Annotated in this window: 9 protein-coding genes; 6 read left to right on the top strand and 3 right to left on the bottom strand. The window is 64.8% G+C overall.

Annotated elements, in window-relative coordinates:
• Positions 1-430 precede the first annotated feature (430 nt).
• From RCF13_RS04555 to lpdA, 6 genes are all read left to right on the top strand, one after another.
• Positions 431-1,096, top strand: coding sequence for a T6SS immunity protein Tdi1 domain-containing protein (locus tag RCF13_RS04555; RefSeq protein ID WP_083297597.1), 666 nt, complete (start codon positions 431-433; stop codon positions 1,094-1,096).
• Between the two features lie 529 nt (positions 1,097-1,625).
• Positions 1,626-3,041, top strand: a complete 1,416-nt coding sequence (locus RCF13_RS04550) for a cupin domain-containing protein (protein ID WP_134969463.1) — start codon at positions 1,626-1,628, stop codon at positions 3,039-3,041.
• A 9-nt stretch (positions 3,042-3,050) separates the two neighbouring features.
• Positions 3,051-3,947 (top strand): GNAT family N-acetyltransferase, encoded by an 897-nt coding sequence (locus RCF13_RS04545; RefSeq protein ID WP_231352198.1) that lies wholly within the window; start codon positions 3,051-3,053, stop codon positions 3,945-3,947.
• A gap of 186 nt (positions 3,948-4,133) precedes the next feature.
• Positions 4,134-6,965, top strand: a complete 2,832-nt coding sequence (locus RCF13_RS04540; protein ID WP_231352199.1) for a 2-oxoglutarate dehydrogenase E1 component — start codon at positions 4,134-4,136, stop codon at positions 6,963-6,965.
• A gap of 40 nt (positions 6,966-7,005) precedes the next feature.
• Entirely contained in the window at positions 7,006-8,205 is a 1,200-nt protein-coding gene (gene sucB, locus RCF13_RS04535) for a dihydrolipoyllysine-residue succinyltransferase (RefSeq protein WP_053499860.1), read from the top strand.
• 63 nt (positions 8,206-8,268) lie between these two features.
• Entirely contained in the window at positions 8,269-9,705 is a 1,437-nt protein-coding gene (gene lpdA, locus RCF13_RS04530; RefSeq protein WP_061477976.1) for a dihydrolipoyl dehydrogenase, read from the top strand.
• 161 nt (positions 9,706-9,866) lie between these two features.
• Here lpdA and RCF13_RS04525 read toward each other — a convergent pair whose 3' ends face one another.
• From RCF13_RS04525 to RCF13_RS04515, 3 genes are all read right to left on the bottom strand, one after another.
• Complete coding sequence (locus RCF13_RS04525; RefSeq protein WP_134969315.1) at positions 9,867-10,124, bottom strand: hypothetical protein; 258 nt, start codon at positions 10,122-10,124, stop codon at positions 9,867-9,869.
• The gene (locus tag RCF13_RS04520; protein WP_005417525.1) at positions 10,121-10,333 is read right to left on the bottom strand and encodes a hypothetical protein; all 213 of its coding nucleotides are present in this window, start codon (positions 10,331-10,333) and stop codon (positions 10,121-10,123) included. The genes RCF13_RS04525 and RCF13_RS04520 overlap by 4 nt, the downstream gene beginning before the upstream one ends.
• A gap of 246 nt (positions 10,334-10,579) precedes the next feature.
• Positions 10,580-12,010, bottom strand: a complete 1,431-nt coding sequence (locus RCF13_RS04515) for a replicative DNA helicase (protein ID WP_005417526.1) — start codon at positions 12,008-12,010, stop codon at positions 10,580-10,582.
• Positions 12,011-12,198 lie beyond the last annotated feature (188 nt).

Below are 12,198 nucleotides of genomic sequence, written 5' to 3'. Positions count from 1 at the left end.
CTGCTTACATCCACGGCTTCTACAATCCAGCCCGGCTACACTCGGCGCTGGGCTACCACTCGCCTAACAACTACGCCCGGCAGCTCCGGGCTGCCGCCTGAAACGGCTTCATGGCGTCCGTTTTCAGGGGGCCAGATCAGACACCCCCGCGAACCCAACCCGCCCCACCTCTGACAGATTCCCGGTGACGGATCGAAGAGCATTGGGTTGTCGGGACGGAATTTGAAAGAGGGACGCGGCTTCGCCGCGTCCCTTTTGTCGTTTCTGGCTCCCATCCTCATTTCATGCCGCACACCGGGGCAAGGCAGGCCGGAGGGACCGTTTCTGAAAACGGGCCAACGTCGGTATTGCCTGATACGTTCGACCATCAACAAGTCCGGCAGATGACGTATTCGCGCCGCAGATTCGAAGGCCAAACTGCAGATCAGAAATGAGTAAACTAATTGACTACATCGTCAACGAGCATGGACACCCAAAGCTGTGTCGCTCGCTCACCCGCGACGAGTGGAATTCACTTCCAACATCCCTTCCTGATCAACTCCGCGAACTCTTCGCTAAGCTGGGCTTTTTCTTCACACTGCAAGGCCAGCTCCAGACATGCCACCCCAGGAGTTTCAAAGGCATTCTGGATGCAGTGTTCGACCGCGACGAGCAATTCAACAGTACGAATTGCCATGCGTTTTGCCATAGTGCGTTCGGCAATATTTTCTTCTATCACGAAGTCTTCGGCATCGGAGAGATAGAACTTATGCATGGCTCAGTGATGTGTGAGACATCTGCACGAGATACAGATGCCGGAATGCATCTTGAACATGCCATCGAGATCCCATTTATGCTCGACGCAGAGGATATCGATGCTTACGACAAAGATGACAGACGGCTATTCTCCAGAGCACGGAAGAAGCTTGGGCCCTTAGAGATCGGTGAATGCTATGGATTCCAGCCACTGCTTTCACTGGGTGGGGAGAACACCATCGAGAATCTGAAGAAGGTCGAGGCCATTGAGCATTTAGGGATCCTGTGCCAGACACAGGACTTCTCCTTATACGAGTATTCATCGTATGGAACCCGGGCGCTTGTCAGATCATTCAGTTGAAATCACACGGCGATCTTTAGATCGACAACTACAGATCTCCTCCCGGTCTTGATACTTCCTGGTAGTTTCTGCGACCTGTGTCTGATCCTGTAGCCCTAAGCCTACGCCGGGCTGCCTTTCGCAATGGTAACAGCAAGCCGAGCGTTGGCTCTGCTCTACATGAGCAAGCGCAGCGCGCGACCCGCTGTTGCCTTTGATCTTCTTCTTCCATTCCGTGGCGGGCCGCGCAGGAAACTGTCAGGGGCCGGGCGGGTGGGCTGTGCGGGGGCGTGAGCCGCATGGATGCGGCGATCGAGCTTACATGGACGTACTTGCAGCGTCCCCCGCGCGGCCCACCCGCCCGGCCAAGCCCATGAAGCCGGTCGACTAACAGTCGACCCTACCAAGATGTCGCCACGAGGGGCTCCGCCGTTGGCCGGACACCCCGCGACAAACCACCGCACGTGCGCAATCCCCACGAACGGCGGACAATGGACTCCTTGGCGGCCCGCCACGCCGCCCCTCCCGCTTTCCGCTGCAAGGATTCCCCATGGCCGCCCGCAAGTCCTCCGCCCCCCTCATCGAAGTCACCGCCCGCCCCGGCCAGCCGCTGGGCATGGCGCCGGCCACCTTCCTGCGCGACTTCTGGCAGAAACGCCCGCTGCTGATCCGCAACGCCTTCCCCAACTTCCAGACCCCGGTGCAGCCGGAAGACCTGGCCGGGCTGGCCTGCGAGGAAGGCGTGCTGGCGCGCCTGATCGAGCACGACAAGACCCGGGACGGCTGGCGCGTGCGCACCGGCCCGTTCCAGGAAGACGTGTTCCCCGCCCTGCCCGACCACGACTGGACCCTGCTGGTGCAGGACGTGGACAAGTGGGATCCGGACGTGCGCGCCCTGATCGAGCACTTCAGCTTCCTGCCGCGTTGGCGCATGGATGACGTGATGATCAGCTTCGCCGCCACCGGCGGCTCGGTCGGCGCCCATGTCGACCAGTACGACGTGTTCCTGCTGCAGGCCCACGGCCACCGCCGCTGGCAGATCGACGCCAGCGAATCGATCAAGGGCAGGCAGCCACCGCTGGGCTTCCGCCCGGACGTGGAACTGAAGCTGCTGAAGGTGTTCAAGCCCACCCACGACTGGGTGCTGGCGCCGGGCGACATGCTGTACCTGCCGCCGAACGTGCCGCACCACGGCGTCGCCGAAGACCCCTGCCTGACCTTCTCGTTCGGCATGCGCGCGCCGTCCTCGGCCGAACTGATCAGCGACTACCTGGACACCCTGATCGCCGATGCCGACGAGAACATCCGTTACCAGGATGCCGACCTCAAGGTGCCAGCCGACCCGAACGAAATCGACACGGTGGCGATGGCGCGGGTGATCACCGCGCTCAACGCCATCCGCATGAACGACCCGGACAAGCTGGGTGACTGGTTCGGTCGCTTCATCACCACCTACCGCGCCGCCGGCGAGGTGATGGCCCACCAGGCTGCACCGGCACCGGAGGAAGTGGTCCAGGCGCTGGCCTCCGGCCTGCTGCTGCAGCGCCACCCCTGGGCACGCCTGGCCTGGCGCCGGGCCAAACGCGGTGCCAGCCTGTACGTCAGCGGTCAGGACTTCGCGCTGCCGGTGAAGGACGCCCAGCGCCTGGCCGGTGCCGAGCAGCTCGACGCCGCCGCCTATCGCGGCCTGTCCGACAAGGGCCGTGCTGTGCTCCAGCAACTGCTGGTCAGTGGCGTGTTCCAGTTGATCGATCCGAACGAGGTGTATGACGCTGAAGACGAGGACGACGGCGAAGACGCCGTGGTGCTCGGCGAAGTGGTCGAAGGCCGTGACCGCGTCGACGCGATCGACGCCGATGCGGTGTCCGACGATGTCCACTCCGTGACCGTGCACGACGATGGCATCGAGGTCATCGTCAACTTCGAGGACGACGAGGAAGACGACAGCGACGCCGGCCGCGTCTGAGCCGCCGCCATGATCCGGGTCCAGCAGGTCAGCCACGCCGACGCCCACGTTGCCATCCACGACGTGCGCCAACGCGTGTTCGTGCAGGAACAGGGCATCGCCGCGGAACTGGAACGCGATGCGCTGGACCCGGTCAGCGTCCATGTGTTGGCACTGGACAGTGACAACCAGCCGGTCGGCACCGGTCGGCTGGCCCCGGACGGCCGCATCGGCCGCATGGCCGTGCTGGCCAGCCATCGCAGCCACGGGGTCGGTGAGGCCCTGCTGGAGGCACTGGTCGAGGCCGGGCGCAGGCTCGGCCTGGCCGAGCTGCACCTGCACGCCCAGCTGCCCGCCCGCGAATTCTATGCCCGCCAGGGCTTCCTGCCTGAAGGCGAGGTGTTCGAGGAGGCCGGCATCGGCCACCAGCAGATGCGCCGCCGGCTGGGCGCGGCCAGCGCGATCGACCGCCGCGCCGAGGCGGTGGCCATCACCACAGCCATCATCCACCGCGCCCGTCGCCAGCTGTGGCTGCACAGCCGCCAGCTGGACCCGGGGCTGCTCGACGCGCCCCCGGTACAGGCCGCCCTGCGCCGCTTCGTCACCGCCCGCCATGACAAGCAGCTGCGGGTGATCGTGCACGATGCCGCTGCGATCGCCTCTGCCGGGGCACCGCTGCTGGCGCTGGCCCAGCGCCTGCCAAGCGTGATCCAGTTCCGCGAGGTCAGCGATCCGGTCGACCGCGCGCTGGCCTCGGCCTGCCTGCTCAACGATGCGGGCGACTTCTACTTTCGTCTGATCGGCCATCGCCTCGACGGCGAGGCCGGCATCGCGCTGCCGGCACGTTCGCAGCCGTTCGAGCAGCAATTGCAGCGCGTCTGGGACCGTTCGCGCGATTGCAGCGAACTGCGCGCGCTCGGCATCTGAGCCGGCACCGCTGACCCAACCTGTCTGGAACCGGCACCAGCGGACGCGGGATACCTGTGGTGGTGCCCCTTCGTGTCCCGTTGGGGGTACAATTTGGCTGTTTGAACGCGCCCGCGCAGGGCTATTCATCTTCCTGCCGGGTCCTTCTGAAGCCATACCCCACAAAGCGAATCAACACCCTCCATCGTGGACAATCAACTGAAGCAGTTTGCGCAATCTTCGCAACTCGCCGGCGGCAACGCCTCCTATGTCGAGGACCTGTACGAGCAGTACCTGGTCTCCCCGGATAGTGTCGATCCCAAATGGAAAACCTACTTCGATGGCTTCAAGGGCCGTGAAGCAGGTGACATTCCGCACTCGGCCGTCATCTCCCACATCGCGGACGCGGCCAAGGATGCGCTGAAAGCTGGCACCGGCAGCGGTGCGGGCGACGAGCGCGAGCGCAATGTCGGTCGTCTGATCACCGCCTACCGCTCGCGCGGCCACCTGGACGCCCGCCTCGATCCGCTGGGCCTGGCCGCGCCGGTCAACACGCCGGACCTGGGCCTGCCGTTCCACAGCCTGTCCGATGCCGATCTCAACAGTGAGTTCAGCACCGGCGGCGTCGGCGGCCAGCCGCGCATGAAGCTGCGCGACCTGCTCGCACGCCTGAAGGCGACCTACACCGGCTCGATCGGCGCGGAGTTCATGCACATCTCCGAGGTCGAGCAGCGCCAGTGGATCTACAAGAAGCTGGAAGCGGCCGGTGGCAACTACCAGCTGGACGCTGACACCCAGCGCCGCACCCTGGAGCGCCTGACCGCGGCCGAAGGCCTGGAGCGCTACCTGCACACCAAGTACGTCGGCCAGAAGCGCTTCTCGCTGGAAGGCGGCGACTCGCTGATCCCGATGATGGACACCATCATCCGCAGCGCCGGCAAGGATGGCGTCAAGGACGTGGTGATCGGCATGGCCCACCGCGGCCGCCTGAACGTGCTGGTCAACACTCTGGGCAAAAATCCCCGCAAGCTGTTCGACGAATTCGAAGGCAAGTTCGAACACGACGAGCACGCTTCGGCCGGCGACGTGAAGTACCACATGGGCTTCTCCGCCGACGTGGCCACCGACGGTGGCCCGGTGCACCTGGCACTGGCGTTCAACCCGTCGCACCTGGAAATCGCCGACCCGGTCGTGGCCGGTTCCGTGCGTTCGCGCCAGGAGCGCCGCAAGGACACCGCACGCAAGCAGGTCATGCCGATCCTGATCCACGGCGACGCGGCCTTCTCCGGCCAGGGCGTGGTCATGGAGCTGTTCCAGATGTCGCAGGCCCGCGGCTTCGCCGTCGGCGGCACCGTGCACATCGTGGTCAACAACCAGGTCGGCTTCACCACTTCCAACCCGCTGGATACGCGCTCCACGCGCTATGCCACCGACGTGGCGAAGATGATCGCCGCCCCGGTGCTGCACGTGAACGGCGATGATCCGGAAGCCGTCGTGTTCGCCGCGCAGCTGGCCTTCGAGTTCCGCCAGAAGTTCGCCAAGGACGTGGTCATCGACCTGATGTGCTACCGCCGTTGGGGCCACAACGAGGCCGACGAGCCGGCGATCACCCAGCCGCTGATGTACCAGGTGATCCGCAAGCACCCGACCACCCGCGAGATGTATGCCGAGCAGCTGGAAAAGGCGGGCGTGATCGCCGCCGGTGCCGGCAAGGCCATGGTCGATGCCTACCGCGAGAAGCTGGACGCGGGTGAAGTGACCACCGAGCTGGCCAAGGTCGAGAAGACCCCGCCGAGCAGCCCGCTGTTCGTCGATTGGCCGAAGCTGCTGGAAGGCAAGCTGTCCGATCCGGTCTCGACCAAGGTCGAGAAGAACAAGCTGGTCGAGCTGGCCAAGCTGATCAACACCATCCCGGACGAAGTGCAGCTGCACTCGCGCGTGGCCAAGGTCTACGACGACCGCCGCAAGATGGCCGCCGGCGAGATTCCGGGCGACTGGGGCTTTGCCGAGAACCTGGCCTACGCCACCCTGCTCGACGAAGGCCATGCGCTGCGCCTGGTCGGCCAGGACGTCGGCCGCGGTACGTTCACGCACCGCCACGCGATCCTGCACGACCAGAAGACCGACAACTACTACATGCCGCTGCGGCAGCTGGTGGATTCGCCGGAGAAGGCCACCGTCATCGACTCGCTGCTGAGCGAAGAAGCGGTGATGGCCTACGAGTACGGTTTCTCCACCACCGATCCGAACACGCTGTGCATCTGGGAAGGCCAGTTCGGCGACTTCGCCAACGGTGCCCAGGTGGTGATCGACCAGTTCATCGCCGCCGGTGAAGCCAAGTGGGGCCGCATTTCCGGCCTGACCCTGCTGCTGCCGCATGGCTATGAAGGACAAGGCCCGGAACACAGCTCGGCGCGCCTGGAGCGCTTCCTGCAGCTGTGCGCCCTGGAGAACATGCTGGTTGTCGTGCCGTCGACCCCGGCGCAGGCCTTCCACATGCTGCGTCGCCAGCTGCACATGACCACCCGCAAGCCGCTGGTGGTGATGTCGCCGAAGTCGCTGCTGCGCCACAAGCTGGCCGTGTCGACCCTGGACGAACTGGCCAATGGCGAGTTCCAGCACCTGATCGGCGACGCCAATGCCGATGCCAAGAAGGTCAAGCGCGTGGTGCTGTGCTCGGGCAAGGTCTACTACGACCTGCTGGAAGACCAGACCAAGCGTGGCCAGGACGACGTGGCGATCATCCGCGTGGAGCAGCTGTATCCGTTCCCGCGTGCGCTGCTGGCTGCCGAGCTGAAGAAGTACGGCAAGGCCACCGACGTGGTGTGGACGCAGGAAGAACCGCAGAACCAGGGCGCGTGGTACCAGATCCGCCACCACCTGCAGTTCTGCCTGGCCGATGGCCAGAACCTGCACTACGCCGGTCGCGCACGTTCGGCGTCGCCGGCTGCCGGTCACATGGCTGACCACGTCCGCGAGCAGCAGCAGCTGATTGCCGACGCACTGGTCAACCCGTTCAACGACACGTTCGCTGAATAATCCTCCCCCTATTTAGAAGACAAACCAGGAAGCTCCCGCAATGGCCACCGAAGTCAAAGCCCCGGTACTGCCCGAATCCGTCGCCGACGGCACCATCGCCACCTGGCACAAGAAGGTGGGCGACGCCGTCAAGCGCGACGAAAACCTGCTTGACCTGGAAACCGACAAGGTCGTGCTGGAAGTGCCGTCGCCGGTTGACGGCGTGCTGAAGGAAATCAAGTTCAAGGAAGGCGATACCGTGACCTCCAGCCAGGTCGTGGCGATCATCGAAGAAGGCGCCGTGGCTGCGGCTCCGGCTCCGGCCGCTGAAGAGAAGAAGGCTGAAGCCGCACCGGCCGCCGCTGCTCCGGCCGCTGCCGCCGCTCCGGCTCCGGCTGCCAAGTCGGCCGCCGACACCCTGCCGCCGGGCGCCCGCTTCACCGCCATCACCGAAGGCGTGAACCCGGCCGACGTCGACGGCACCGGCCGTCGTGGTGCAGTGACCAAGGAAGACATCGTCAACTTCGCCCGCAACGGCGGCGCCGGCAAGGCCGGTGGCGCACGTCCGGAAGAACGCGTGCCGATGACCCGCATCCGCAAGCGCATCGCCGAGCGCCTGATGGAGTCGAAGAACTCCACCGCCATGCTGACCACCTTCAACGAAGTCGACCTGTCCAAGGTGTCGGCGGCGCGCAAGGAGCTGCAGGACGAGTTCGTCAAGGCCCACGGCATCAAGCTGGGCTTCATGAGCTTCTTCGTGAAGGCCGCTGCCAACGCGCTGCAGCGCTTCCCGCTGGTCAACGCCTCGATCGACGGCGACGACATCATCTACCACGGCTACTCGGACATCTCGATCGCCGTGTCGACCGAGAAGGGCCTGGTCACGCCGGTCCTGCGCAACGTCGAGCGCATGTCGTTCGCCGACATCGAGAAGACCATCGCCGACTACGCCAAGAAGGCACGTGACGGCAAGCTGGGCCTGGAAGAACTGCAGGGCGGCACCTTCACCGTGACCAACGGCGGCACCTTCGGTTCGCTGCTGTCGACCCCGATCATCAACCCGCCGCAGAGCGCCATCCTGGGCATGCACGCCATCAAGGAGCGTCCGATCGCCCAGAACGGCCAGGTCGTGATCGCGCCGATGATGTACCTGGCGCTGTCCTACGACCACCGCATCATCGACGGCAAGGACTCGGTGCAGTTCCTGGTGGACATCAAGAACCAGCTGGAAAACCCGGGCCGCATGCTGTTCGGCCTGTAAGAAACCTCCCGCCCCTCCGCGCCTGCGCGGAGGGGTTCTGGTAATGCATCAAGGAATAATTCAATGGCTGAACAATTCGACGTCGTCGTCATCGGTGCCGGCCCGGCCGGTTACCACGCTGCCATCCGCGCGGCCCAGCTGGGCCTGAAGACCGCCTGCATCGACGCAGCGCTGGGCAAGGACGGCAAGCCGGCCCTCGGCGGCACCTGCCTGCGCGTGGGCTGCATCCCGTCCAAGGCGCTGCTGGATTCCTCGCGCCAGTTCTGGAACATGGGCCACATCTTTGGCGACCACGGCATCAGCTTCAAGGATGCCAAGATCGACGTCGAGGCGATGATTGGCCGCAAGGACAAGATCGTCAAGCAGTTCACCGGCGGCATCGGCATGCTGTTCAAGGCCAACAAGGTCGCCGCCTATTACGGCTTCGGCCAGCTGCAGCCAGGCAACGTGGTCAAGGTGAAGCAGCACGACGGTTCGGAAGTCGAGCTGAAGGGCACCAACGTCATCATCGCGGCCGGTTCGGATTCGATCGAGCTGCCGTTCGCCAAGTTCGACGGCGAGACCATCGTCGACAACGTCGGCGGCCTGGACTTCACCGAAGTGCCGAACCGCCTGGCGGTGATCGGCGCCGGCGTGATCGGCCTGGAACTGGGTAGCGTGTGGAAGCGCCTGGGCGCTGAAGTGACCATCCTGGAAGCCATGCCGGAGTTCCTGGCGGCTGCCGACGCTGAAGTGGCCAAGGCCGCTGCCAAGGAATTCAAGAAGCAGGGCCTGGACATCAAGCTCAACGCCAAGGTTTCCAAGACCGAGATCACCGGCAAGGGCAAGAAGAAGGAAGTCATCGTCACCTACACCGACGCGGAAGGCGAAAAGACCCTGACCGTGGACAAGCTGCTGGTGGCCGTCGGCCGTCGCGCCGCCACCAAGGGCCTGCTGGCCGAAGGCACCGGCGTGAAGATCAACGAGCGTGGTCAGATCGAAGTCGATGCGCACTGCCACACCGGCGTCAACGGCGTGTGGGCGGTCGGCGACTGCGTGCGCGGCCCGATGCTGGCGCACAAGGGCTTCGAGGAAGGCATCGCGGTGGCTGAGCTGATCGCCGGCCTGCCGGGCCACGTCAACTTCGACACCATCCCGTGGGTCATCTACACCGAGCCGGAACTGGCCTGGGTCGGCAAGACCGAAGCCCAGCTGAAGGCCGAAGGCATTCCGTACAAGGCCGGCAGCTTCCCGTTCGCCGCCAACGGTCGTGCAGTGGCGATGATCGAGCCGGCCGGCTTCGTGAAGATCCTGGCCCATGCCGAAACCGATCGCATCCTCGGCATGCACCTGGTTGGCGCCAACGTCTCCGAACTGGTGCACGAAGGCGTGCTGACCATGGAGTTCAGCGGCTCGGCCGATGACCTGGCCCGCATCTGCCACGCCCACCCGTCGCTCTCGGAAGTGATCCACGACGCCGCGATGGCGGTCAGCAAGCGCGCCATCCACAAAGCGAACTGATCTGCATCATGGTAGGTGCCGACCGTTGGTCGGCACTCACCTGCAGAAGAAAAACCCCGCCTCGGCGGGGTTTTTTGTTGGCTGCCCTGGTGTAGAGCCGAGCCCACGCTCGGCTGCGCATTTGGTGGTCCGTGAAAGCCTAGCCGAGCATGGGCTCGGCGCTACGCCTTTCCAGCCGGCTTCTTCGGTGGATCCTCACAGACCCGATGCTGCACCACCGTCTCGCCGACCTTCCATTCCTTGGTGACCCGGCAGCGCTCCCTGGCCTCGGGTACCGCCAGAGGCTTCGCCCCCGCAGCATTCGCTTCGTCGGCACCGGCTGCCTGCTGGCGCTCCAGCCACACCGAAGGCGGTGCTGGAGGTGCGGCCAGTACCGGGCCGGCCAACAGGGCCAGACCGACCAGCACCACCGCCCTCATGCGGGCACCGCCCGGCCACCGAGCATGCGCGCCGGCAGCATGAACAGCGCGCGCAGGAACGCGAACAGCGCCGAGAAGGTGATGCCGACCAGTCGGAACGGCAGGCTCAGCAGCCACACGAACGGCCAGGCGATCAGGGCGAGGATCGCCAGCGGCCAGCACAGTACGAACAGCAGGCACCACACGCCGAGCGCGAACAGGGTCTTCATCACGGTCTCCTTGGGGCGGCACCCTGCCGCCTGCGAACACCTTGGCGCCCTGCCCTGGCGCCGGCAAACGGTTTGCGACGAAACCGGGCTGGGGGCGATGAAACCGATCCAGCGCAGTGCAACGCCACGCCCACGCCCGGCTGCGCTTCGTGGCAACCGCATGGAACCCGCGCTGACAGTGGCTCCTGCCGGTGCCTTGGCTCTCAGCGCCCGGTGGCGGTTGCCGGCCAGCGGCCGGCGTGACCGTTATTCGAACGAACCGACCGAATCGTGGGCCAGGTTGTCGAAGCGGGTGTACTCACCGAAGAACTTCAGCTTGCACGAGCCAGTCGGGCCACCACGGTGCTTGCCGATGATGATTTCGGCCAGGCCCTTGTCCGGCGAGTTTTCCTTGTTGTAGTAGTCGTCGCGGTAGATGAACACGATCATGTCCGCGTCCTGCTCGATTGCGCCCGATTCGCGAAGGTCGGCCATCACCGGGCGCTTGTCGGTACGCGTTTCCAGCGAGCGGTTGAGCTGGGAAAGCGCGATCACCGGCACGTTCAGTTCCTTGGCCAGTCCCTTCAGCGAACGCGAGATTTCCGAGATTTCGGTCGCGCGGTTCTCGCTGTTGCCCGGCACGCTCATCAGCTGCAGGTAGTCGATCACCACCAGGCCCAGGTCATGCTCGCGCTTGAGGCGGCGGCACTTGGAACGCAGCACTTCCGGCGACACGCCCGGCGTATCGTCGATGAAGATCTTGGTTTCCTTCAGCATCTTGATCGCGCTGGTGACGCGGCTCCAGTCCTCGTCTTCCAGCTGGCCGGTACGCAGGCGCTGCGCGTTGATGCGGCCGTTGGAGGAAATCAGGCGCATCGCCAGCTGCGATGCCGACATTTCCATCGAGAACACCGCCACGCCCTTCTTCGACTTGATGGCCGCGTACTCGGCGATGTTCAGCGCGAAGGTGGTCTTGCCCATTGCCGGGCGCGCCGCGAGGATGATCAGGTCGGTCGGCTGCAGGCCAGCGGTCATCGCATCGAAATCGTTGTAACCGGTCGGCAGGCCGGTGATGTTGCCGCCGTTCTCGAAGCGGTTGCGCAGCTCCTCGAAGGCATCCTTCAGTGCACCGGGCATGGCCACGAAATCGGTACGGCCACGCGCACCCTGTTCGGCGATTGCAAACACGCTCTTTTCCGCCGAGGCCAGCAGCTCGCTGCTGTCACGCCCCTCCGGCTGGAAACCGTCGTTGACGATGTCGGTGCCGACCTGGATCAGCTGCCGCAGCACCGCCTTGTCGCGCACGATCTCGGCGTAGGCCACGATGTTGGCAGCTGACGGCGTGGTACTGGCCAGTTCGATCAGGTAGGCGCCGTCCCCCACCAGTTCCATCTTGCCCTGCGATTCAAACCACTCGCCCAGCGTTACCGCATCGAACGGCCGTTCGCGCTCGGACAGCTCGCGGATCGCACGATAGATCATCTGGTGATCGCGACGATAGAAGTCGCTTTCGGTCAGCTGGTCGTTGACACGGTCATACGCCTCGGGCGCCAGCATCAGGCCACCCAGCACCGCCTGCTCGGCTTCCACCGAATGGGGCGGTACCCGCAACTGGTCGATGCGCGACTCGTCGCGATCGCGATCGAAGCCATCACCGCGCTCTCTGCGGTTGGAACGGAAGCCGGGACGAGCGGACATGCTGCGGTGTTTCCTGCAAAAGTGGACCAGATGAGTGTAGGCATGTGCCGACCCCGGCAGCCATGGACAAACCTGTGGATAAGCCGTGGGAAAACGGGGGATATCCGCCGGTACCTGGCCAGACTGGCGTGAGAGCGTCGCACTGCCTGCGACGGACGCCGTTGCGGCGCCCGAGCGGGACATTATCG

The sequence above is a fragment of the Stenotrophomonas maltophilia group sp. RNC7 genome (genome assembly GCF_030910085.1).
Lineage (GTDB): Bacteria > Pseudomonadota > Gammaproteobacteria > Xanthomonadales > Xanthomonadaceae > Stenotrophomonas > Stenotrophomonas sepilia.
The sequence above is the reverse complement of the archived record's forward strand: the minus strand, read 5'-3'. Positions and strand labels throughout refer to the sequence as shown.

Bases quoted from the DNA above. Each gene is read 5' to 3' on its own strand.
- RCF13_RS04555 (WP_083297597.1), top strand. From the start codon at position 431: ATGAGTAAACTAATTGACTACATCGTCAACGAGCATGGACACCCAAAG.
- RCF13_RS04550 (WP_134969463.1), top strand. From the start codon at position 1,626: ATGGCCGCCCGCAAGTCCTCCGCCCCCCTCATCGAAGTCACCGCCCGC.
- RCF13_RS04545 (WP_231352198.1), top strand. From the start codon at position 3,051: ATGATCCGGGTCCAGCAGGTCAGCCACGCCGACGCCCACGTTGCCATC.
- sucB (WP_053499860.1), top strand. From the start codon at position 7,006: ATGGCCACCGAAGTCAAAGCCCCGGTACTGCCCGAATCCGTCGCCGAC.
- lpdA (WP_061477976.1), top strand. From the start codon at position 8,269: ATGGCTGAACAATTCGACGTCGTCGTCATCGGTGCCGGCCCGGCCGGT.
- RCF13_RS04525 (WP_134969315.1), bottom strand. From the start codon at position 10,124: ATGAGGGCGGTGGTGCTGGTCGGTCTGGCCCTGTTGGCCGGCCCGGTA.
- RCF13_RS04520 (WP_005417525.1), bottom strand. From the start codon at position 10,333: ATGAAGACCCTGTTCGCGCTCGGCGTGTGGTGCCTGCTGTTCGTACTG.
- RCF13_RS04515 (WP_005417526.1), bottom strand. From the start codon at position 12,010: ATGTCCGCTCGTCCCGGCTTCCGTTCCAACCGCAGAGAGCGCGGTGAT.